Origin of the sequence: Blautia faecis (assembly GCF_020554845.1) — a bacterium.
Taxonomy (GTDB): Bacteria; Bacillota; Clostridia; order Lachnospirales; family Lachnospiraceae; genus Blautia_A; species Blautia_A faecis.
Genome location: NZ_JAJCIA010000020.1, coordinates 25,613 through 50,037, shown reverse-complemented (window position 1 = coordinate 50,037; position 24,425 = coordinate 25,613). Strand labels below are relative to the sequence as shown.

19 protein-coding genes are annotated in these 24,425 nt (G+C 44.4%); 4 read left to right on the top strand and 15 right to left on the bottom strand.

The genetic code is table 11. The annotated features are described in order from the left end of the window. Positions 1-85 precede the first annotated feature (85 nt). Entirely contained in the window at positions 86-2,851 is a 2,766-nt protein-coding gene (locus tag LIZ66_RS11145; protein WP_227200836.1) for a glycoside hydrolase family 3 N-terminal domain-containing protein, read from the bottom strand. Positions 2,852-3,346: 495 nt separating this feature from the next. Here LIZ66_RS11145 and LIZ66_RS11140 point away from each other — a divergent pair, with 495 nt between their 5' ends. Both LIZ66_RS11140 and LIZ66_RS11135 read left to right on the top strand, forming a co-directional pair. Beyond that, complete coding sequence (locus tag LIZ66_RS11140; RefSeq protein ID WP_227200835.1) at positions 3,347-4,051, top strand: LytR/AlgR family response regulator transcription factor; 705 nt, start codon at positions 3,347-3,349, stop codon at positions 4,049-4,051. Position 4,052: 1 nt separating this feature from the next. Beyond that, complete coding sequence (locus LIZ66_RS11135) at positions 4,053-5,423, top strand: sensor histidine kinase (RefSeq protein ID WP_227200834.1); 1,371 nt, start codon at positions 4,053-4,055, stop codon at positions 5,421-5,423. A 53-nt stretch (positions 5,424-5,476) separates the two neighbouring features. Here LIZ66_RS11135 and LIZ66_RS11130 read toward each other — a convergent pair whose 3' ends face one another. The 9 genes from LIZ66_RS11130 to LIZ66_RS11090 form a co-directional block, all read right to left on the bottom strand. Continuing rightward, positions 5,477-5,923 carry a YwiB family protein gene (locus LIZ66_RS11130; protein ID WP_227200833.1) on the bottom strand — a complete coding sequence of 149 codons (447 nt, stop codon included), beginning with the start codon at positions 5,921-5,923 and terminating at the stop codon, positions 5,477-5,479. A gap of 24 nt (positions 5,924-5,947) precedes the next feature. Further along, positions 5,948-6,769, bottom strand: a complete 822-nt coding sequence (gene murI / locus LIZ66_RS11125) for a glutamate racemase (protein ID WP_227200832.1) — start codon at positions 6,767-6,769, stop codon at positions 5,948-5,950. Positions 6,770-6,856: 87 nt separating this feature from the next. Next, complete coding sequence (locus LIZ66_RS11120) at positions 6,857-7,084, bottom strand: hypothetical protein (protein WP_227200831.1); 228 nt, start codon at positions 7,082-7,084, stop codon at positions 6,857-6,859. A 24-nt stretch (positions 7,085-7,108) separates the two neighbouring features. Next, positions 7,109-8,797, bottom strand: coding sequence for a GerAB/ArcD/ProY family transporter (locus LIZ66_RS11115; RefSeq protein ID WP_227200830.1), 1,689 nt, complete (start codon positions 8,795-8,797; stop codon positions 7,109-7,111). Between the two features lie 9 nt (positions 8,798-8,806). Then, a complete protein-coding gene (locus tag LIZ66_RS11110) occupies positions 8,807-10,297 on the bottom strand; it encodes a spore germination protein (protein ID WP_173715783.1) in 1,491 nt (496 codons plus the stop codon). A gap of 182 nt (positions 10,298-10,479) precedes the next feature. Further along, positions 10,480-11,154 carry a GntR family transcriptional regulator gene (locus tag LIZ66_RS11105; RefSeq protein ID WP_118577596.1) on the bottom strand — a complete coding sequence of 225 codons (675 nt, stop codon included), beginning with the start codon at positions 11,152-11,154 and terminating at the stop codon, positions 10,480-10,482. Between the two features lie 15 nt (positions 11,155-11,169). Further along, entirely contained in the window at positions 11,170-12,024 is an 855-nt protein-coding gene (ispE, locus tag LIZ66_RS11100; protein WP_173715750.1) for a 4-(cytidine 5'-diphospho)-2-C-methyl-D-erythritol kinase, read from the bottom strand. Positions 12,025-12,265: 241 nt separating this feature from the next. After that, on the bottom strand, positions 12,266-13,822 hold the full coding sequence (locus LIZ66_RS11095; protein WP_173734781.1) for a DUF3794 and LysM peptidoglycan-binding domain-containing protein: 1,557 nt from the start codon (positions 13,820-13,822) through the stop codon (positions 12,266-12,268). A gap of 29 nt (positions 13,823-13,851) precedes the next feature. Next, positions 13,852-14,298, bottom strand: coding sequence for a protease complex subunit PrcB family protein (locus tag LIZ66_RS11090; RefSeq protein WP_118577599.1), 447 nt, complete (start codon positions 14,296-14,298; stop codon positions 13,852-13,854). 202 nt (positions 14,299-14,500) lie between these two features. Here LIZ66_RS11090 and LIZ66_RS11085 point away from each other — a divergent pair, with 202 nt between their 5' ends. Continuing rightward, entirely contained in the window at positions 14,501-15,241 is a 741-nt protein-coding gene (locus LIZ66_RS11085; protein ID WP_118577600.1) for a lysophospholipid acyltransferase family protein, read from the top strand. A 103-nt stretch (positions 15,242-15,344) separates the two neighbouring features. Here the strand turns inward: LIZ66_RS11085 and LIZ66_RS11080 are convergent, their stop codons facing one another. Then, on the bottom strand, positions 15,345-16,268 hold the full coding sequence (locus LIZ66_RS11080) for an AraC family transcriptional regulator (protein WP_195380072.1): 924 nt from the start codon (positions 16,266-16,268) through the stop codon (positions 15,345-15,347). A 272-nt stretch (positions 16,269-16,540) separates the two neighbouring features. Here LIZ66_RS11080 and LIZ66_RS11075 point away from each other — a divergent pair, with 272 nt between their 5' ends. Beyond that, positions 16,541-18,952: a glycoside hydrolase family 3 protein gene (locus tag LIZ66_RS11075; protein WP_148461528.1), complete on the top strand. Its 2,412-nt coding sequence runs from the start codon at positions 16,541-16,543 to the stop codon at positions 18,950-18,952. A gap of 124 nt (positions 18,953-19,076) precedes the next feature. Here LIZ66_RS11075 and LIZ66_RS11070 read toward each other — a convergent pair whose 3' ends face one another. The 4 genes from LIZ66_RS11070 to LIZ66_RS11055 all read right to left on the bottom strand — a co-directional run bounded on the left by LIZ66_RS11070 (position 19,077) and on the right by LIZ66_RS11055 (position 24,407). Further along, positions 19,077-20,561, bottom strand: coding sequence for an ATP-binding cassette domain-containing protein (locus tag LIZ66_RS11070; protein WP_173715746.1), 1,485 nt, complete (start codon positions 20,559-20,561; stop codon positions 19,077-19,079). After that, positions 20,558-21,607, bottom strand: a complete 1,050-nt coding sequence (locus LIZ66_RS11065; protein WP_148461526.1) for a sensor histidine kinase — start codon at positions 21,605-21,607, stop codon at positions 20,558-20,560. The genes LIZ66_RS11070 and LIZ66_RS11065 overlap by 4 nt, the downstream gene beginning before the upstream one ends. Positions 21,608-21,614: 7 nt before the next feature. Next, entirely contained in the window at positions 21,615-23,261 is a 1,647-nt protein-coding gene (locus LIZ66_RS11060) for a response regulator (RefSeq protein ID WP_173715745.1), read from the bottom strand. Between the two features lie 213 nt (positions 23,262-23,474). Next, positions 23,475-24,407, bottom strand: a complete 933-nt coding sequence (locus LIZ66_RS11055) for an ABC transporter substrate-binding protein (protein ID WP_148461524.1) — start codon at positions 24,405-24,407, stop codon at positions 23,475-23,477. Positions 24,408-24,425: the final 18 nt, after the last annotated feature.

Here is a 24,425-nt window from a genome sequence, read left to right as displayed (position 1 = left end):
ATCTTACATAAATTTAAAGCCCGGCAAAGATTTCTCTCTGCCGGGCCATACTAAGCATTGACCAGGGCTTAGCTTAATATTTTATTTATTTGTTTGCAGCTTCATATGCAGAGTAGTCAAAGTTCTGTACCTTTGTAAGAGGCTCTGCTGTATATTTAGCTGTACGGTCATCATCGATCTTGCCGGACCAGTTAAGACCAAATGCAAAGTCATAAGTATTTCCTGCTGCATCTGTGTAGCATTCCATATCACGAGGAACATCCTCAAGCTGAGCTTCAACAGCTTCCATGTTTACAGGCTGCTGGAATACAAGAAGACCAGTTGGCTCTGTCTGTCCAAGGATAACTTCTGCTACAATATCCTCACGCTGCTGGTTGTAGTTTACAAGGATTACGTCTGCAAGAGGCTCAACCTCATCCCAAACCATTCCACGTTCCATCTTCATGGAAACAATTACCGGAACATCACCTGCGTTCTCATTTGCATACTGAAGAGCTTCCAGATCACCATAGTTCGGAACCTCGTGTGCTGTTACACCCTTATAGGAACGGTTCTCTTTTGTTCCATCTTCAAGAGTTTTTCCACCGATGGAAACTTCACGAGCTGTATCAGCTGTGTACTCGCCATACTGAAGAGATGCCGGATACCAAACCTCTTCAACATCATCAGCAACCGGCTCGCCACCGAATGCGCCTGACAGATGAGACTCATAAGAAGGTGCATATGCATTTGTCATACCAACAAGTACATAGTCGCAAGCTGCGATCTCGTCTGCTGTTGCACGTGTAAGGTCATCTTTTGTATAGGTTGCATTTCCTTCAGAGTCTGCCTCACCGGTAGGATCGCCAAGGGTATCAGTTACAACATTGAAGTACTGGCTAAGCTTGTCAATATCCATTCCCGGAGTCCATGTTGGAGTTCCATCAGCAATACCACGCATCCAGGTTGCGCTCCATCCTGTGTTGTATACATATGGTACATATACGGTTGGCTTCTCAGAGGCAGCACCATCAGCACTGATTGTTCCGTCGTTCTTAAGCATAACGATGGATTCTCTCTGGCCTTCTTTTGCGAAGTCGCTGGAACCGTCTGTTGTGATAATTGTATCAGCATAAGCTGTATCTACATATGGATTCTCGAATGTGTTAAGATTCATCATTACAGCAACGAATTTCTCTGTTGCTGCACGCATAATCTCGTCAGCTTTGTCCTGACCGTCACGATCAACAAGAACACCATAAGCTGCTTTTGCTGTATCAACATCGCTGTATCCGCCAAGAAGGTTTACGCCATTTTCCCAGCTTGTTGCGATACGGTCAGCTTCTTCAAGATCTTCAGCTCCCCAAACACCAGCGAACTGATATACACCCCAGTCAGTGATCTTAAGACCTTCAAAGCCTGCCTCATCAAGCATGCCATTCAGATATGTATTGTAAGCACCAGCCCACTCACCGCCGTATGGATTTCCGTCAGCGTCGACATCAATACCATACTGTGTCATGATACCTGTAGTACCTGTTTTTCCAGGAAGGTTGAATGCACCATCAAAGAATGTGATCAGGTGTGCTTCCAGATTGTTTCCTGGGAATACTGCGTAACGTCCGCCATTTGCATGGTCATCACGTCCGCCTTCTGTGGAACCGTCACCAGAGAAATGCTTTGTGAAGCAGTATACGGACTCATCGCCCCAGCCAAGATCTTCACCGTTCTCATCATATGTGGACTGCATTCCATTGATATATGCTGTAGCAATGTCAAGTGTAAGCTGCGGATCCTCACCGTATGCGCCGCCTGCACGAGACATGATCGGGGAAGCGATATCAACCTGCGGTCCGAGAAGTGCATTCACACCAGCTGCACGATATTCTTTTGCTGTCTCCTGGCCAATTTCAGCTGCAAGCTCTGTATCCATTGTGGATGCCAGGGAAAGAGACTCAACAAGACCGGAAATGTTAGCCGGGTCAATGGAAATCATAGCCGGAATTCCGTAGAAGCTCTGCTCTGCAACTGCCTGAATTGCGTTTGCCCACTTTGCATGAGCAGTTCCGCCCTGTTTAATGTTACGGGTAACGCCACCGCGTCCGCCCTGCATCAGGTAGGTATAAGAGCCATCATCCTCTGCAAGAGGCTCTGTTGTGAAATCGCCCCAGCCACCGTGTGTCAGGACTGCTGCCATTTCCTCGCCCTGCATCTGGTTCACCAGATCAGCTGCACGCTCTTCTGTAGAAAGTCTCCAGTCCTCATATTTATCAAGCTCACCATTCTGGTTCATATCCTTGAATGCATAGCCATCAGCTTCAAGAAGCTTTACTGCAGAATCAGCTGCCAGACCAAGAGTATCTCCATCTTCGTTCTCAACCTTAATCCAACCATCTTCTGTAACGGAGATTGTATATTTTGCATCTGCACTTGGAACAATTCCACCAATTGCATCTGTTGCATCAGAAGCTTCCTCAGCCTGTTTGTATGGATCGTCTGCATTTGCTGCCTGCTTGTACGGATCATCTGTAGCTGCTGCCTGCTTGTACGGATCATCTGCAGCTGCTGCCTGCTTGTACGGATCATCATCTGCGGCTGCTGCCTGCTTGTACGGATCATCGTCTGCGGCTGCTGCCTGCTTGTATGGATCATCGTCTGCGGCTGCTGCCTGCTTGTACGGATCATCGTCTGCAGCTGCTGCCTGCTTGTACGGATCATCGTCTGCAGCTGCTGCCTGCTTGTATGGATCATCTGCAGCTGCCTCTGCCTGTTTGTATGGATCATCTGCAGCTGCTACCGGAACCGCAGCTCCACTTGCTGCCATACTTGCGGTAAGCATTAACGCCATCAAACGTCTGGTTCTCTGTTTCATATTGTTGTCCTCCTTTTTGTAAGAACTTAACTTCGTTCCTCGCTGTAACAAGAATATAACACAAATCATTTCATCCTTTGCTTCACTTGCATAAATTGTTGTTTTTTTGCATTAATTGTTAAATACTTCTGGTGTCTCCTCGCCTCTTTTATGCATTATGCACATTTATTATTTTTATTTTTGTGCACTTTTTCGTTTCGTTGTGTAAAATTAACCAGTTACTGTTCACTCCGTTCACAGTAACGCGCTTCGCGATGCACAGAAAGACGAACCTTCTTGTGACAAGCACAAGAAGCAGCGTTTGCTACGCAAACTTAATTCTCGAGTTTTCTGTGAACTTTGTTCACAAAAAACGCCTCGCAGAACGTTACCAGTGAACAGTAACATTAACCACTCTTAATTTCCATACAACCAGAACAGCTTCTTGACCTTTTGACACTGGTAGCATATTATAATAGTAGAAAACATTTACGTGATGCAGAAAAGGAAAAGCATATGATTAGAATTGCAATTGTAGAAGATGAAGAAGCGTATGTACAGCAGTTAATCAGCTATCTTCACGAATATCAGAAAACTGCAAATGAAGAAATTGCTGTAACTGTATACCGGGATGGTGACGAAATCACCTCCAAATATAAATCTCAATATGACATTATTTTAATGGATATCCAGATGAAGTTTGTAGACGGTATGACAGCTGCTGAAGAAATCCGCAGTATTGATTCCAGTGTCGTCATCATTTTTATTACAAATATGACCCAATACGCGATACAAGGGTATAAGGTAGGTGCCATGGACTATATCCTGAAACCTATCTCCTACTTTGCGTTCAAGGAACGGCTTAGTCAGGCAATTTCCAGGCTGAAGCACCGAAGCAGCAATTATGTTGTTGTTCCGGTAAAAGGTGGGGTTCTTCGTCTTGATACATCAGATATCTACTATATAGAGAGTCAGGGGCATAATCTGATCTACCATACCTGCACCGGCGTCTACACTGCATCCGGCACCATGAATGCTGCAGAAGAATCACTTAGCAGCTATGGTTTTTCCCGTGGAAATAAGAGCTATCTGATTAATCTGGCACACGTAGATGGAATCCAGGATAAATGTGCTATGGTAAAAGGCGAAAGCTTACAGCTAAGCCGTCCGCGCCAGAATGCATTTCTCCAGGATCTTACCAAATATTGGGGAGAAAATTAATATGTCACTATTATCCATATCTCCGAATATACCAAGAATTTATACTGCGATTGCAGAATGGCTTTCCTGCGTAATCTGCCTTTTGGAAGTCAAACACCGGGTAAGCACCAGAAAATTCATACTTATCGCTGCCGGAACCTTATTTCTGCAGTCTACTTTCCTGTCTCTGACTCCGAGACTGGATGATTTTCTTTGGATTTTGTGCATGTCAGCCGCAGGGCTTATGATGTATACATTCATTTATCTGTGTGCAGATATAAACTGGAAGGATGCAGCCTATTATACTATACGAGCTTTCGTAATCGCAGAATTTGTAGCCTCCTGTGAATGGCAGGTCGACCTTTTTTTTCAACACAGCAAAACACCCCCTACACCATTAATCAGCATACTGATCCTGATCGTCTGCTATGGAATTCTTTTTACCATATGCGAACGCTTATATCACCGTTATCAGTCAAAGGAACAGCCCCTTAATATTACAAGCCGGGAGCTGGCATCCTATGCCATTATCGGATTAGCAGTTTTCTTCATGAGCAATCTTGGGTTCGTAGCACCAAGCCTTCCGATTTACAGAAATTACTCTGATGAGATCTATAACGTAAGAACCTTGGTGGATCTGGGAGGCGTTGCCATTATGTATGCTTACCATGTACAGCGTATGGATCTTCGCGTGCGTTATGAGCTGGAAAGCGTCCAGAATCTTCTTCATAATCAGTATGCACAGTACAAACAAGCACGCGAGGCAGTAGAACTGATCAATTACAAGTACCACGACCTGAAGCATCACATTATCGCCCTACGTGCCGAACAAAATATGGATAAACGAAATGCTTATCTGAATCAGATGGAAGAAGAATTGCAGAGCTATGAGGCTCAGAATAAAACCGGCAATAGCGTGATTGATGTAATGCTCACCCTGAAAATGCTCTATTGTCAGAAACATGGCGTTACTATAACAAGTGTGATTGATGGTACTCTTTTTGATTTCATGAATGCCATGGATATCAGTTCCATCTTCGGTAATGCACTGGACAATGCCATAGAGTGCGAATTAAAGATTCCGGATAAAGAAAAAAGACTGATCCATATCAATGCACATTCCAGAAAAAATTTTCTTATTATTCTGTTTGATAATTATTACGAAGGGGATATGAAGCTTGGCAATGGGCTTCCGGAAACCACCAAAAAGGATGCCCAGTTTCATGGATATGGCTTAAAGAGTGTGCAATATACTGCTCAGAAATACGGCGGTGCAGTAGATGTCAGTGCTAGTGACCATTGGTTTCATTTGAAGATTCTGATTCCTATGCCAAGTCCTGTCACCACATCTGCAGATGATTCTACAGAGAATCATAATAATTTCTCTATATAATACCAGAAACAGCCGGTAATCACATTTGCAAAAGCGTGATTTCCGGCTGCTTCTTACAGTACAAATTCCGTTGTATTCTTCCCCTGCGCCTGAATATCCAGACAGCAATCTGCCACATGCTCCTGATTCAAGTCCAGAGAATAGTTCACTTTCATGGCAATTTGACCGTCACTTTCTTCCAATTCCAGATTCGTCGCTGAAATTCCCATTTCAAGAGTTCCGAATGGGGTGGTATAAAATGCCATATTACGCTTTCCCTGCTCGAAAACCATATGTGTATTTACCTGTCCTTTTTTTCGGACTTCCATTCCCCTGGAGGATATCTTGATATAATTTACAGTAGGATCTCCCTGCTCGTCCAGCATTTCTTCATAGCGAAGATAATGACTGCCGTTGCGGAAATAATACTCTCCCGGAACCACAATCTCGATTGGCTCATCACCTTCTGGTGTGTCCATCATATGTAAACCTTTTACGTGAATTAAAACTTCTTTTTCCATTGTTTTTCCATTTCTTTCTCTTTTTCAATATTTCTCAATATCAATCTTCTGCGTTTTCTCCACATCAAATGGCAGAATCGAATTGGCAAAGCCCTTGAATTTCTCTGCCAGATCGCTCACATAGAAACGATATGGGAAATCAGACTGTCCCTGTCCGGTGCTCTGCATATCCTGCTCTTTCAGAAGTCTGCCAAGCTCCAGTGCCGTCTCGTACGCCGGGTTCACCAAAGTAACACCCTCTCCCATGATCTGTCCGATGGTAGAACGGAGCAGTGGATAATGGGTACAGCCAAGGATCAGTGTATCAATATCTTTTTCCTGTAGTTCCCTCAGATATCTGCTTGCAACTTCCACTGTTACCGGATCATGAGTCCAGCCTTCCTCTACCAACGGTACAAATAAGGGGCATGGCTTTCCGATCACTGTAATCTCCGGATCGATCTTTTTCAGAACCTCCGCGTGGATTCCACTTCCAACAGTACCTTCTGTACCGATGATTCCCACCCGTTTATTTCTGGTAACCTGCGCAGCTACCTTGGCACCGGCTTCAATCACCCCTAAAATAGGAATATCAAATTCTTCCCGGACTGCATCCAGGGCAAATGCACTGGCTGTATTACACGCTACCACTATTGCCTTTACCTGCTGTTCTTTCAGGAAACGGATAATCTGACGTGAATATCTTATAATCGTTTCCTTGGATTTATTTCCGTATGGAACCCTGGCAGTATCACCGAAATACACGATTTTCTCTGCTGGAAGATTCCGCATGATCTCCCTTGCCACAGTAAGTCCGCCAATACCGGAGTCGAACACACCAACAGGCGCATCTCTGTCTATTTTCATTCATCTATCTCCAAATTCATAGTTAAGCGATATTCGCAATCTGTACTTCATTTTAACACCAAAGGAGCAGCGGTGCAAGTGCTTGTACTACATCAAAGCGTTAAGTGTCTCCACAATCCAGAAATGAAATCTTGGCTCTGCCTTCTGGCCTTCCTCTGTCCTCGGTGCTTCCATAAAACAGAACTGGGGATAAATGGTTCCCCACCATGCAAGAAGGTTGAAATTTTTATTAAAATTTTCACTGCCCTGGCAAAGTAATACTGCTGTCAGAAGTGCTGCCGCTATATGATATTTGTTTTTTCTTAAACAGAACATAAAAGTACCTCCAATATTTTTCTATCAAAAGTATTCCCTGTCCCAGTCCGGAATAATCACCTCCAGTTCCTTTCCATAAATTTCCAGTTTCGGCAATTCAGGCAAAGCACCACGTTCATAAAACTCATGATAAACCTCACGAAGAGTTACTGCCTGTCCCGGGCTTCCATTTGGATTATTTTCCAGAAGCCCAAGAAGATACTCACCAAGGGAAATATCCTGAGGACTTACCCAGGCTACTGCTTCAGATGCCGCATCGCAGCGAAACACATAAACATTTTCACCTATAGTCGGCTCCTGCTTCAGATACTCAAGAACCTGCTCCCAACGCCCTCCATCCAACAGACTCTCGCCCAAAACCAGAATTTCCAGATGTCCCATATCCAGATATTTTTCCTGTGTCCGGCTGTATATATTTTCAATCTCACGGAAGGTTTCTCCCTGAATCGACGGAGCAGCATTCCCCTGGTCTTCCCCGTCTTTTTCCTGTCCTGTAGATTTTGGAAGATCCGGAATTCCGTAAGTCAGCTGATATCTCCCCTCTGTAATATCGGCTCCAAGTGCAAGCGGATACATGCGTTTCTCCGGTTCCACACCACCACAGCCGGCTAACAGAAACAATGCACTGACACACGCTGCGGCAAGCTTTTTTTTCCACTTCTTTTTGCCTGTCATAAAAAAAATAATCTGAAGCACCAGCATTCCGGGCACAAAAATATATTTCAAATATAATGGAAAACTATTCCGGATTCCCCATCTTTCAATATCCCACACAGCTACGGCAAAAACCAGAGTGGATATCCACAGCTTTCCAGTTCCCATATCTGCTTTTTCCACAATTAAATGACCATAATGCAGAAAACTTCCAATAGAAAATAAAAGGCTGTATAAAAGAAATCCCATCCAGAGGACATCAAATCTTGCCAATACATTCCCTGGAAGCTCCGCACCTGCCAGAAGCGGCAAAATCGGGCAGCTTTCATATTTCAGGCGCCCCCATCCAAATACGGAAGGAAGCAGCAATTCCGTCAGAATAAGCAAAATTCCCAGGGTAAAAACGGCAAAACTTACAGTTTTCCCTGTATCTTTACTGTTTCCTACACTGTCCAATGCAAAGGGAAGCAGCCCCAATCCGGAAAATGCACATATCACATCATATCCACTTTCCATAATTTTTCTTCCTGAGAAAGAGGAATTCCATACCATTTCCTGAAAATACTCCCATTTTCCCTGTCCCACAGCCAGGACTAACATAAGCATAACCGCTGCAAGTACCACGCCTCCTGACACTTCTCCCATTCTGCCTCGTCTCTGAATCCCCTTTTGCGTGCCCAGACTGCAAACCAGCAATGTGATCAGACATAGCCATTTTTTTCCTATACCTGTTCCCAGACTAACTGCAACAATTTCTCCCAGAAGATTCAAAAGAAACGCTGCTCCAAGAGTACAGTATATTAGAAAAAACAACGCTGCCAGCCGTCCCCACACCACACCGGCTGTTTTGCAGGGCCTGGCAAAAGCATAACGAAGACGGATGAGGAAAATCACATAAAACAGCACAGCTGCAAGGGCTGCTGCAGTCCCTGCCAGCCCACCAAGCCCCAGAGTTTTTCTGTTTCCGAAAAGGCACAATATTAATGGTGCAATAAACGCAATCACGATCTGCCTGTAGAGCTGCCGCTGGGAGATTCGATTATTTTCTGCAAATTTCATTTATTCCTGCTACCTATCCTTCCTGTTTTTATTGCGGATTTTTTGCAGTCTCACTCGCTCATTTTGTCTGACATATGAAGGACGCCTCCATCTCTTTTTAAATGGCACTCTCACAATTTTGTTTCCAGTCCCATTATCCATACTTTGTTTGACAAAGGGCGTCAGATATGGGACTCCAAAGCTGAGAAGTCCTGCCAGATGTGATACTGTCAGATATACTCCGATCACAATTCCAAAAATCCCCAGATATCCTCCCAAAAACAAAAAGAAGTATTTAAGCATCCGAAATGCTGAGGCAAATTCTTCATTTGGGATTGCCAGAGAACCAAGTGCAGTTATTGCCACAACCATGACCACGATCGGGCTAACAAGATTCGCTTCCACAGCAGCGGATCCCACGATCAGTCCTCCCACAATTCCCATAGCATTCCCCAGTGCTCCCGGAATCCGCACACCTGCCTCCCGAATCAGTTCAAAAGATAATTCCAGCAGAACAAGCTCCGCAATGCTGGAAAATGGTACACCTTCTCTTGCCTGGGCAAAGGACAGAAGCATGTTCGTGGGAAGAATCTGCGTATGAAACCGGATCACCGCAAGATAAAGCCCCGGCAGCAACGTAGCTGCTGCCATTGCCACATAGCGCAGTATTCGAAGAAACGATGCCATTTCAAATCGGTTATACCAGTCCTCACTACTTTCCATAAAACTGTGAAAAACACCTGGTAAAATAAGCGCTGACGGAGAATTATCACAAAGAAGCACTGCTTTTCCATTTAAAATTTCCTGCGCCGCCCGATCCGGTCTTTCCGTAGTCTGATACTGTGGAAATGGGGAAAACCAGGAATCCTCCGTCAGCTGTTCCAGCATTCCGCTGTCCAGAATTCCATCAATTCGAAACTCTCCAAGCCGCTCTTTCACCTGCTCCAGAAATTCCTCCTGCACCAGATCTTTCATGTACACCATCTGTACCAGTGTATGTGATCTCTCCCCAATATAAAATTCCACTACCTTTAATCTGGTATCCCGTAGCCGCTTCCGGATCAGTGCCGAATTTATTTTCACAGAATCAGAGAAGCCTTCCCTGGAACCTCGCAGAACCTTCTCCATCTCCACTTCTGTTACCCCCATGCTTGGATAACCGGCACTGGAAATTTTCATAGCCTGGTCAAATCCGTCCATAAAGAAAACCGCGTTTCCGGCAAGCAGCCCTGCAAACACCTGCTCCATGTCAGTCAGCTTCTTTACATCCGCAATTCCCAGACTGTTATACTCCACAAATTCCTGCATCTCCCCAGGCGAAATCTCCCAGAAATGCCCAACCATTTTTCCAATGGCAGAGTCCTCCAGCATCATATTGGAAGTCGCTACCTCAATATAGACCATCAGACAGTCAACCTTCCGCTCATCCCCCAGCCGCATCTTCCGGATCTGAATATCTCCACAATCTGCCAGACGTTCTCTTATATACCGTTCATTTGCTCGAATATCCTTTGAAATCATAACAATATTATCATTTTTATCCAACGCTGCTCCTCTTTTCCATTTTCAGGCAACAAAAAAAAGACACTGGTTATCTCTCCCAGTATCTCCCATAAAAACAATTATATTCATTTTCTCTCAACTTCCCCAAAAGAGGAACGCGGGCAGGATGTGCCCGCTCCGCTCCCAGAAAACCACTCAGTTTACTCTTCTGCCCGAATCGCCTGAATAATTCCCATCCGCTGATTTTCCAGATGTTCAAAAGACAGCTCCTGTGCCGCTTTCACGTCCCGTTCCTTAATCGCCCTGGTAATTTTCTCATGCTCTTTCACCAGACGGTTTCTGGACTCATCCTCTTTCAAATATTCTACACGATATCTGTAGATCTGCTCGCGAAGATTATTCAGAACCTGCATCAGTCTTTTATTATCAGCAGCTTCATAAATTACCTCATGGAAATTCACATCCGCCTCAGCCATCTTTACCAGGTCTCCTTCCGCCGTACTGGTCTGGAAAACCTCAGCCGCCTGCTCCAGTTTCCGGATATCCGCATCTGTCATATTGGCACAGGCCTTCTCAATAGCCATATTTTCCAGAGTGATCCTGACCTCCAGAACGTCATTCAGATCCTTCTCTGTAATATTGGCAACCTGGGCTCCACGTCTCGGGATCATCACAACCAGCCCTTCCAGTTCCAGCTTACGCATGGCCTCCCGGATAGGAGTTCTGCTCACCCCAAGCTTCTCCGCAAGGGCAATCTCCATAAGTCTTTCGCCCGGCTTCAGTTCTCCCTTCAGGATTGCCTGACGCAATGTGTTAAAAACGACCTCCCTAAGTGGAAGATACTCATCCATATGCACTGTAAAATCACTTGTCATTTGTATTTTCCTCCGCTAAAAAACATCTGTGGCAAAAACAGTCTTCGCAAGTCTGCTCTCCCTGAGAACAGCTGCTGCCCGATCCATTTTCTCCTTATCATCAAAAATGCCAAATACAGTAGGACCACTTCCGCTCATCATGGCCTTACGTGCTCCGTTGCTCTCCATCAAATCTTTGATTTCCTGGATCACAGGATATTTGCTGATAATTCCCGGTTCAAATACATTTCCCATTCTGGAAATCATTCCATCAAGATCACCATTTCTGACAGCTGTCACCATACCATCGATATCCGGATGAACCACAGCAGGATCGTCCAGTTTCAGGTTCTCATAAGCAGTCTTGGTTGAAACATTTACTCCTGGTTTTCCCACCAGAACATAGCAGTAAGGTACTCTGGGAAGTCTGGTCAGCTTCTCCCCGATTCCCTCTGCAAGAGCAGTTCCGCGCATCACACAATAAGGAACATCAGCTCCAACCTTCACAGCACGCTTCATCAGCTCTTCCTCAGAAAGTCCCAGTCCAAACAGGCGGTTCACTCCAACAAAAGCAGCTGCCGCATCAGAGCTTCCACCAGCCATGCCGGCTGCTACCGGGATAAACTTCTCCAGATTCATGGTAAGCCCCTCTTTTATATCAAACTCATCCATTAACATTTTCGCCGCTTTATATACAAGATTCCGCTCGTCAGTAGGAACGTAAGGAATGTTCGTGGTAAGGACAATTCCCGGCTCCTTTTTTTTCTCAATTTCAAGCACGTCATACATCTGTATGGTCTGCATGATCATACGGACTTCGTGATATCCGTCATCACGTTTTCCAACCACGTCAAGTCCCAGATTTATCTTTGCAAGTGCACGTAAACGCATAATTTCCTCCGCTTGTAGCTGCCGCTCACATAAAACCTCTGGCAGGCTCTAAGGGCAGCAGTTTCTTTGTACTTTGTATACAATTTTATCAATGCTTTTATTGTAAAATATTTTTGTATTTTTTTCAATACATTTATGCGAGGAAATTTCTCATTCTATATATATCGTTACTGTCCACAACGTGACCAGAGCATGTTTGAAAAGGTTTTCTCCAAATATATGCAGTAAACAGAAAGCCGCCTTACCCTTCCACCTTCTTCACCAACAGCAGCGGCATTCCAGGCACAACTCTGTCCTCTTCCAGTTCATTCAGCTCACAGATTTCCTCCACTGTAGTATAAAATCTTTTCGCAATATCCCACATAGAATCCCCATTTTTCACCACATACACCGTGATTCCCGGCATTGCCTGGATTTTCTCCATATCAAGGGGACGCTCCTCCACTTTGCTTATGATCATCCGGTTTTCACACTGAAGCACCAGCACATTGAGACTGATCACAGCCTTCACCTCAATCTCATTGCTGTCGATCATAGACGTTGACAGCTGTTCCAGATCTGCCTGTAGAAAAAAGATACTGTCCTCATTGATCCCGTTTGCCTCAATTATATGGGAAAAAGGGATCATCCCATCAACGGAATAGAATGGCATTTCATCATTTCCTGTAATATACAGGATTTTCATAAATACAATTCCATCGGCCTGGATTCCATTTTCTACAATTTTCGTTTTCTCAACCTTTACACGTCCCTGGCTGTGACAGATCTGCAGGATTTTCCCCTGGCTTTCCTTCAGTTCAATACGGTCAGATACGCGGCATTTGGAGTCATTCCGTACCAGGAGGCTTTCCAGACACATCTCTTTTCCCTGAGGAATGCATTCTTTCAAAGGCGAGTACACATCCAGAATCAGGTCATGCTCTTCTTCGCGGTAAAGCTTCATGTCCAGTTCCAGCACCGTGTCTACACTCATTACCCGTTCTTCCCCATCGGAATCCGGTTTTACTTCAATGCTCTGATGCATAACGGAAAAGCCAATATTTGGAATCATCTCTCCCATACAACCAGTACACTCCACTTCCGTATTAAACGGAAGCACATACTCTGCCCACTGAAGCGGATTTTCCTCATCTTCTCCCGAATACAGGACAAAAACTGACAGCTCCCCTCTTGCCTTCACCACATTATCCTCTGGACGCAGATCCATTCCACGGACATCGATGGTATACCACAAAAGCTGTTCAATGTTCGGTTTATTGGACACTAAAGTCACTTCATCCTTAATCCGCATAGTGTCCTTTTTATGTACCATAAGACTCATTAAACGGACTTTCTTCCTTTTTACTGAAATTCCCTCCTCACTGATTTCCACCGGAAGCTGAATCCCTGCCATTTCATCTACCACTGCATAAAAGGTGACAATTGCTTTTATGTTTAGTTTTCGGGAATGAATCATGTGCACGCTGAGATCCTCAATCTCCCACTTCAGGCACATTTTATCCCCACTTGCAATCCCTTCCAGGTTCAAAGTCTCATCAAAAGGCAGTTTTGCCCCCAGACTGCTCACCTTCTGGTTTTCTTCCCCCACATAGAGAATATCCACGTTCAGGTTTCCGCTGATAAATGCCTTTCCTTCGCTAAGACGCACTTCATCCATGGAAACGTCACCCTTGTTCTGGATCAGTCGGCCCACATCCGGCTTTGCATCTGGTACATTATAATCTGTATCAAACGTTACCTGGCTGGCTGCACGGCTTTTTATCTGAAGCATCTGCACACTTTCTTTTCTTAATTCCACGATTTTCCACTCCTTTTTTCACCAGACTGCTATATTGCATCATTTTCGCTTTTTTCAGTAAAGCGTTCAAAAATCACAGGTTCTTTTCGGTATTCCGTCTTCACCACGATGTACGGATAGGAAGGCGGACTGATCGTTATTTTCTCGTCTGATGGCCCCAGCAGCATTGTCCGGAAAAAAACAGCCTGGGAAGTCCACCCCAGTTCTTCCACGGAAATACTGTAACCTCCGCTCATTTGCTCCCCGTATCCTTTTACAAGAAACAGGTCTTTTTCACATTGATAGGTCAGCTGAAATTCATTCTTCTTTTTCTCCTGTATCAGGGCAGCCAGTTCTGCCGGTATCTCTTCATTTTTTACAATGGAATACTCCAGAGGCTTCCGCGGCTCTTCCTCAATGCGGATAAAATTGCATCCACTGATCAAAAGCAGTGACCACAAAATTACTCCCAGAAGAACTGCTTTTGTTTTTTTCATTCTGCCACCTCAGATGTCTCGTTGCTGTTCATCTGATGCTCAGCCTTTAAACACAGCAAACAGCAATCTCCATTTATTTTATTGTATGAGGAATAAAAAAGATTTATTGCAAGAATTTTTCAAATTACATATAATAGACATAAACAATATGCCAAAACATGCTTCCTACGCATGAGGCACAGATCAAAGAAAGGAAAATCATATGATTCGTTTTATTTTATGCGTGATCGTAGTGGTTGGATTCCTGATTTTATCCATTCCCATTCTCTTTGTAGAATGGATCATCGGCAAATTCAATCCTATGGCAAAGGAAATCAGCTCTCTTCGGATCGTTCAGGCAGTATTTCGTTTTATCCTGTGGATATCCGGTGTGAAGCTGACTGTTATCGGAGAGGAAAATGTACCAACTGATGTGCCGGTTCTTTATATCGGAAATCACAGAAGCTTTTTTGATGTACCGATCACTTATCCACGCTGCCCCATCCGTACCGGCTATATCGCAAAAAAAGAGATGGAAAAGGTTCCTCTGCTTTCTACCTGGATGAAACGTCTTCACTGCCTGTTTCTTGACCGTAATGACCTTAAGCAGGGACTGAAAACCATTCTCACTGCTATTGAGAAAGTGAAATCCGGCATTTCCATCTGCATTTTTCCAGAGGGTACACGAAACAAAAATGAAGATGAACTGGACATGCTTCCATTCCATGAGGGCAGCTTCAAAATTGCCGCAAAGACAAACTGTCCGATCATCCCGATGGCGATCAGCGGCTCCGCTGATATCTGGGAAAACCATTTTCCAAGAGTTAAGAAAACCCACGTTATCCTGGAATATGGCAAACCAATCTACATAGACCAGCTGGAAAAAGAGGACAAAAAACATCTGGGTGCTTATACACAGAATATCATTCATGAAATGCTGGTAAAAAATAAAGCGCAGTTATAATGCGTCAGCTTCCAACTGGCAGGACAGACCTTTACATAAAGAATTTAAGGCTGTCCTGCTTTTTTCATTTTCAACGGGTTTAAAAGCATGAATTTCTAATATTTCAGTTTTTTCTTCTCCTTACTTCCTTCGGCGATTCCCCATAAGCTTCCTTAAATTTTCGCAAAAAACCTTTGTAATTGGTAATCCCGTTTTTATCCAGAAGAAATGTTATATTTTTATCTGTCTCCAGAAGATCTGTGTGGAAATGCTCCATGCGGATCTGATTTACATAAGCCAGGAAGGTCTGTCCTGTATATTTGCGAAAAAGGCGACAGAAATGCTCTGGTGTAATGGCCAAAAGCCCTGCAGCATCGGCAAGGGAAATTCTTTCCCCATAATGTTCCCGGACAAATTCCATGCATAACTTCATCCGCTCCAAGTCTCGCAGAGTGCCGTGAGCGGTTTCTGTATCTTCCTCACTCCTGATTCCTTCTGTATAAAGAAAATAAAGTAAACGGTAAACAGCAGAAAGCACCAGAAGATGATAGCCTTCTTTTTTTTCTTCATAAAAGCCTGCAATTTTCCGAAATACGTCTCTCAACTGATCATACAGATCATCAGCCCGATTTGTAGACTTTCGATTCTCCCTCATCTCCACAAGTCCCTTTCCCTGCACATTCTCCAGTTGTTCTCCCTGAACACATGCGTCAGCTGATTTCGACCTTATAAACTCCTGAAATTTCAGTCCCTCCCACTTTGCAGAAATTCTTTCCAGATGAACCGGCGGGATCTGTAAAAGATAATACCTGGCATCCTCATGCGTATGGGTATAATGGATATCATTGGAATTTACCAGAAAAATATCCCCTTTTTTCAACTCATAACTCACATCATTAATAGATGCTGTAATCTCGCCGCCAAGCACATAAATAATTTCCAAATGCTCATGCCAGTGTGCTGGTAACAGTTCATCCCAGGTATTTACATATGTAAAATGAATTTGTCCCAAATGATCATCCAGCACGTTTTCATATTCCGCTCTCATAGTATGCCTCACCTTCTTTTTTCACTCAAATTTCCCGACTTCCATCCTCATCCAAAATACACAACACTTATATCACAGGTTTAAAATCAAAATACACCATCTATTCTTTATGATAATATATAATATTTCATCTGTAATATCAAGAAAGACCTATAAAAGAAGCAATAAACCATCTAGTACACCACCGCTTTTTCCAGTACAATAGCAACATCAAGACAACTACACGAAAAAAATTTCTAATTATAAATTTATCTACAGGAGGACATCCCACAATGAACAAATGGACCAGAGTTAAATTCCAGCCAAACCTTCCCCTTAGGGAAAGCGGCCGTGTTACCGCAAGCAAAGAACATATCCTTCTTTCCAAAGAAGCCGCCAAAGAAGGTATGGTTCTTCTAAAAAATGAGAAAAACCTGCTTCCTCTTACTGAGGGCACACGCATCGCCCTTTTTGGCAAGGGCAGCTTCGACTATGTAAAAGGCGGCGGCGGAAGCGGTGATGTTATGGTTTCTTATGTACACAACCTTTACGATGGGCTGAAAATGCAGGAAAACGCCGTTCAGATCTACGAACCGTTATCCGATTTTTACCGCACCGATATCCGACATCAGTATGAAAAAGGTGCCGCACCAGGAATGACGGTAGAGCCAGAGCTTTCCCAGGAGCTTGCTGACGGCGCAAAAGCATTTGCTGACGTTGCAGTTGTTGTGATCAGCCGTTTCTCCGGCGAGGGCTGGGACCGTTCCAGCATTGAATGCAACAACGAATTTAATCCATGGGATACAGAAACCACCATGCCGAAAATTTCCGGCGAAGTTTTCCCAGATGGCGACTTCTATCTCACTACCAGGGAGAAAGCAATGCTTTCCATGGTAAAAGAGCGCTTTGATGATATCGTAGTCGTTCTCAATATCGGCGGAATCATGGACCTTTCCTGGGTAAAAAATGATGACCGGATTTCCTCCGCTCTTCTTGGATGGCAGGGTGGCATGGAAGGCGGGCTTGCCATGGCGGAGCTTCTCACCGGCAAAGGGAATCCATCCGGTAAGCTGGCTGACACTTTTGCTGCAGACGTAAATGATTATCCATCCACTGCTAACTTCCATGAGTCTTTTGATTATGTAAACTATACAGAAGATATTTATGTAGGCTACCGTTATTTTGAAACCCTTCCAGGAGCACAGGAAAAAGTAATCTATCCATTTGGATACGGACTTTCCTACACCACCTTTTGCCTGAACACCACCGCTATGTGGGAAACAGAGGATCAGATTTTCGCTGAAGTTCAGGTGACCAACACCGGTAACCTGGCTGGAAAAGAAGTTGTCCAGATTTATTTCGAAGCTCCACAGGGACTTCTGAAGAAACCAGCCCGCCAGCTTGCTGCTTTTGCAAAAACCCGTCTTCTTCAGCCAGGTGAGACACAGCAGATCCGCCTTTCCTTTGCAAAGGCTGACATGGCTTCCTACGATGACCTTGGAAAAATCAAGAAATCCGCATATATTCTGGAAAAAGGTACTTATAAGTTCTATATTGGAACTTCTGTGCGCGACACTAAGGAGAGCCTCCTGACAATGGAACTGTATGAAAATATGATCACAAAGCAGCTGACAGCTCATCTTGTTCCAACCAGCCTGAAAGAGCGTATGCTCTCTGACGGCAGTTTTGAGGAGCTTCCACAGTCTGCATGCAATGACATGAACGAATGCGTATTTGAGAAAATGGAGCCGGGCACTGAGGAAGGTATTACCCCTGCAGTCCGCTGCTGTACACGTGGCACACTTTTCGACAACTTTGGCAGAAAACAGTTTATTGATGTAGCAGAAGGCAGGCTTTCCCTGGATGATTTTATGGAACAGTTAAGCGATGACGATCTGATTCATCTTCTTGGAGGACAGCCAAACGTAGGTGTTTCCAATACCTTCGGCTTTGGAAATCTTCCGGATTATGGTGTTCCATCCATTATGACAGCAGACGGTCCTGCCGGTCTTCGTATCAGCGGGGAATGCAGCATGAACACAACAGCATGGCCTTGTGCAACCCTTCTTGCCTGCACCTGGAATCCGGCTCTTGTTCAGCAGGTTGGACAGGCTGGCGCCGAAGAAGTGAAGGAGAACAATCTTGCTGTATGGCTTACCCCTGCAGTAAATATCCACAGAAATCCGCTTTGTGGAAGAAACTTCGAGTACTATTCCGAGGATCCGCTGATTGCCGGAAAAATGGGCGCAGCTATGGTAAAAGGTATCCAGTCCCAGCACATTGCAGCTTCTGTAAAGCATTTCGCAGCAAATAACAAAGAGACCAACAGAAAGCACAGCGATTCCCGTGTTTCCGAGCGTGCACTTCGCGAGATCTATCTGAAAGGTTTCGAGATCATTGTAAAAGAAGCACAGCCATGGACGATCATGTCCTCCTACAATGCAATCAATGGTCACCGCGCTTCTGAGAACCGTGAGCTTCTGGAAGATGTTCTCCGCGGCGAGTGGGGCTTCAAGGGAATGGTCACCACTGACTGGTGGACAAGAGCAGAGCATTACAAAGAAATCAAGGCCGGAAATGACGTAAAAATGGGAACTGGTTTCCCAGAACGTGTGAAAAAGGCCATGGAAATGGGACAGCTTGGCCGCCCGGAATTAGAGCACTGTGCAAGACGGGTGCTGGAACTGATTCTGAAGATTGACTGAAATTGAATTTTAGTTATAAAGAAACCCATGGCAATTTTATTTCTGTTGCCATGGGCTTCTTATTTAGGCTCTGGAGCGTGTTTGAAAATACAATCCGAATTATTAGTATTATGTTTTATACATTTTATTTTCTCTCTGACGGATACCTATGCAGCCAGGGCACCGACGAGGTAATCTTATGGAAATTTTCTCTTACAATTTCCTTCTTTTTCCCATTTTCCCCAAGAATCAACAGGCGATCTGCCATAGCCAGGGAATCCGATAAATTCAAAGATAAGATCACCACCGAAATCCCCTTATCCAGGAACTTTTCCAACATACTCCAGATAAACATCCTGTGAGCAAGATCAGCGCCGCAGAAAGGCTGAATACAAAACAGAATCTCCGGTTTCTGCAAAAATACTCTTGTATACACCAGCTGATACTTCTGCTTTTCACTCAGTTCCTCCACCGGCATTTCAAAAACATCTGTCCCTAATATGGGACTGTATTCATTCCGAATACTTTTCTGAAGACGTTTGTTGTGCCAGATTGAAGGAACTTTTTCTGCCAGACAAATACAGAGATTATTCATATAATCCAGTTTCGGAAAAATCATGGTTTTTGTAGTACGTTCCTGGATTACTGCAATCCTGCCATTTCCCGGAATCTCTGTCTGCTTCCCATTCAACAGGATTTCTCCACTTTCCGGTAAAATATCTCCGGTCAGAATCTTCCGTAGCTCCTCCATTCCCCTGGCATCCATAATCTGTACGGCCAGGCATTCTCCTTTATGCACATCAAAGGAAAAATTGCAGGCTGCATCCTCTCCGTAGCCCTTCCATTGAAAAACAACCGGTGCAGCCTGCTGCCCTTCCCTTTTTTCCGTATGATAACGGACCATGTCGTTATATTCCGTCATGTAAGTTACGGGCGGATCATTGAACAGCTCCTCTCTTTCCAGAATCTTCTGGATTCTTCCATTGGTAAACAGCGCACATCTGTCACAGATACTGGAAATCTCTTCCAGATGAGAACAGATATAAAGAAAAGAAAACCCTTTTTTCACATAACGACGGATAATTCCATGGAGCTTTTTCAACTCATCATCACTGACAAGGGCTCCAACTTCGTCCAGCACGATCAGATGATATCCCATAATCACAGCCCGGAGCAATTCTACAATGATCCGTTCAAAAGTAGAAAGCTTCTCCACATCTTTATTAAGGGGAATGTCCATTCCGATATCTTCTAAAAAAGGTTCCATCTGCCGGTTCAGGATCTTTGTGCGGATCACCCACTGGCGAAAGCCCGGACGCAGGACAAAAATATTATCTGCAATGTTCAGATTTCCTGCCAGAGAACTTTTCTCCTGGATAATGCTGATCCTGTTTGCTGCCTTGTAATTCTCTTTCCAGGTGTTTACCTTTTCCCCTCCATAATAAATATAACCGTCATAGAGGGGAAGATTCCGTTCCAGAAGCTTCAGAAGAGCTGTTTTTCCATGACTGTTAACAGGCATAAATCCCATAATCTCTCCCTGAAAAATCTGAAGATTGAAGTCCTCCAGCTTCACAACCTCATCCTCTTTATACGTCACACGCTCCATTCTGAGAACTTCGTTTCTCATACCAACACGCTCCTGTTTTTCACCTGTCTGTCGTCAGTAAGTATAGGGATGGTGATCTCCACATCTGTTCCTTCTCCTGGTACAGAATAAACATGCATGCCATATTCATCCCCAAAGATCAAATGGATTCTGTTATTCACATTCACCAGAGCAATTCCGCCCTGTTTTTCTTCATTGTCGTGAATGGCCTTGGTTGACTTGCCCAGCTTCTGGTTCAGCTTTGCTAAAGTCATCTCGTCCATTCCCACCCCATCGTCTGAAATACGGATGAGCAGGCGATCCTTTGTACACTGAAAACGGATATAAAGATTTCCACCGCCAACCTTCAGCTCCACGCCATGGATAATGCTGTTTTCCAGAATCGGCTGCAACGTCAGTTTGGGGATTCTGCAGTTCATGATCTTTTCATACTCTGCAATATCATAATCAATATGAAGCTGCAGCCGGTCCCCGAAACGATATTTCTGAATTCCAAAATAAGTCTCACAGTTATCCAGTTCTTCCTCCACAGAAACCAGATTCTCCACCTTGGTAATGGTGTAACGGAAAAATCTTGCCAGGGCTTCTGTCATATCTGCAACGCTGTCCAGACCTGCAATAATAGCTTCTCCACGGATGCTTTCCAGTGTATTGTAAAGAAAGTGGGGATTGATCTGATTCTGCAAAGCCAGGTACTGAGCCTGTCTTTTGTTCAGATCCATATACTGGGGAGAACGCACAATGCGGTCTACCATTTTCATCTGCTTCTGGATGCTTGGAGTCAGGTTCAAGAGTTCCATATCTTCTTTTTCGGAAAAAATATAACCATCCAGAAAACGATCCGTCATTTTTTCACAGCGCATGTAAGGGCGGTGAATCCACAGCCAGAATACAATCGGAAACAAAATTGCAAATATTGTTATAATTATGGCCATCCACCAGGGTGTTTCGCCTTTATATGCCAATAACAGCTGAATTACCGCCAGAATAATAAAACTCCCGAAGACTACCGTTCCCAGGACAAGAGCCCGGTTGGATATGTATTTCAGTTTTTCTTTAAATTTCATTTTTGATTTATCCATACAATTTTCTATATGTAGAGGGTTTCACCCCTGCCGCTTTCTCAAAGGTATGTGTGAAATGTTTCGGATCGTTATATCCTACCCTCCTGCAGATTTCTGTTACTGGAAGATTGGATTCCCGAAGGAGTAGCTTGGCCTGTTCCATTCTCACGTTGATCAGATATTTTGCAAAACCTTCTCCTTCTGTCTTCTTGAATAAGGCACTGAAATAAGCAGTGCTAAGTCCCACTATCTCGCTGACTTCCTCTAAAGTCAGCGGATCACTGAAATGGTTCTGGATATATTCCTTTGCCTTGCGAACCGGGCGGATAGTATCAGTTTCATAGCGTTCAGCCTGCTCCTGGATATATTTTTTCTGGAAATCCCCAAGACAGGAAAAAATTTCCTCTATTTTTCCACATTTATCACACTGTTTACGGAATTCCTCCACAGTAGCAGTACGCTCTGGAATCCGAATACTTGCCGCAAAAATATCAGCTGCTGCATACACCAGTTCAAAAATCTCGCTGCCACGAATTTCTTTCGCCTTATTTACCGTATCCTGCAAATCCTCTACTGCTTCTGCTGCATTCTGAATGCTGGAAATTTCTACGGCATGAGTAATCTCACGAAGATACTTTTTCAGCAACTCGCTCTCCTGGATTTCTGAAGCTTTTCCCAGACAGTCAAGAACCCGTCCGTCCCCTTTTACCAGCCTTTCCTGGATCAGTTTTCGGGCTTCCTGCATAGAGTCAGCCAAATGCTCTGCCTCTTTGTATGCAGCTCCAACTGCCATGGAAAAGCTTACATGCTGAAACATATTTTTCTGGATTTCCATCTGGGTAAGGCTGCTCTTCATGCTCCGGCGGATGGATTCCTTCTCACTTTCCGGATAGTTAAGAATACCGTAGCAATAGTCATCACGAATCAGAAGAACTAATTCGCGGCTGTCTTTTTTCAGATTTCGTTCCAGGACCTCACGTACTTTTTCCATAAGGATTTCACTGGAAGTGGAGCTGATCTCTCGTGCGCCAGCCAGACCTGTTGTTCCATCCATTCTGCCGCCAGAAATGATCTTTCTTCCATAATCCACTTTTACACAAAACGCCTGGTACACTCCCTGTCTTGCTTTCAGATGATAAATGCTCGTCAATGTGTCCTGTGAAACCGGCATATCCGGCTGATCCAGCAGCCGGTCGATCAGATTTGCCCGTAAATGGTCATCATCCCTTTTCGCCTTATTTACAAGCTCCTGATGATTCAGTTCCGACTCCTTGCGCTCCCCGATCTTTTTCTGCAATTTCTGCAGGGTAGCAGTCAGTTCCCCCTTGTTTACCGGCTTCAGAAGATAATGTCCCACACCGTAACTGATAGCCTGCTGTGCATACTCGAAATGGGCGTAACCGCTGATTATGATTACTTCCAGAGCGGAATCCAGCTCCTTCACCCTTTTTACCAGCTCCAGGCCACTGCAGCCTGGCATGCGGATATCTGTGATCAGAATATCCGGCTGTGTCTGCCGTACCATTTCGCAGGCTTCCTCTCCGTTGTGGGCGATTCCCACCACCTTCATTCCCATAGAATCCCAGTCGATCAGTGCCTGGATCAGCTGGCAGATCCGCACCTCATCATCTGCAATTACTACCTTTAAAATCTCCATGTTCTCCGTCCCCATTACATGATTACTGTGAAGAAATTTCCCCATTTTTTTAGAAACTCTCTCCACTTTTTCTTACTTCTAATAATAATCCATTTCAGCATTTTAAGCAAGAAAACCGCCGGAAAAACCGACGGTTTCTTGCTCCTTATAATTACTGCCCCAGCCGTCATCATATCCATGACGTTCCATGAACAATATTCCTTTTATTTCAGATTATTTATCAGAATCCTTTGTGATCACAGATACACCTGTATCTGTAACTTCTCCGCCGAGTTCCTCGCCGTTGATTGCTTTTACAGCTGCTTTTACGCCTTCAGATCCCATAACATCTGGGTTCTGAGCCATTGTGCAAAGAAGATATCCGTCGTCGATCAGGTTCAGAATCGCGTCAGATTTATCAAAACCAACACCGATGATGTCAGCGTTTCCAGCTGCTTTGATGGCATTTCCGGCACCAGTTGTGGAGCCTTCATTACATCCGAAGATACCAACAACACCCTGTGTAATGTAGTTCTCTGCGATACTCTGGGATTTTGCAGCATCACCTTCGCCGTACTGGGTTTCCATGATCTCGAAGTCTGTGCCGTCAAATGCTGCGCGGAAGCCTTCCTCACGGTTTACGCAGGAATCAGTAGCTGCGTTTACATTAATGATACCGATTTTACCAGATGTAATACCAGCATCCTCAAGCGCCTTCTTCATCTCTTCTCCTGCTGTTGTTCCAGCTGCCTCATTGTCTGTGGAGAAAGTAGCTTCTGCCTCTACATTTGCAGGGGAATCAACATATACGATCTTAATTCCCTGATCTTTTGCTTCCTGAAGTGCGGAAGAAATAGCGTCTGGTCCGTTTGCAGCAACCATGATTGCATCATAACCGCCTGCTACTGCATTGTTTACACACTCGATCTGCTGAGCGTCATCTTTTGTATTCGGGGACATGAAGTCAACTGTTACACCAAGCTCTTTTGCTTCTTCCTGAGCGCCTTCGTTCAGGGTGATCCAGTGCTGGTCGATAGAGTCCATTGTGATCAGCGCAATTTTCTCATCGCCTGTAGCCTTAACATCATCTGATGCATAAACAGTAGCTGCTCCAAGGGAAGCGATCATAGATACTGCACATACCATAGCTAAAAGTTTTCTTTTCATTGTAAAAATCCTCCTAAA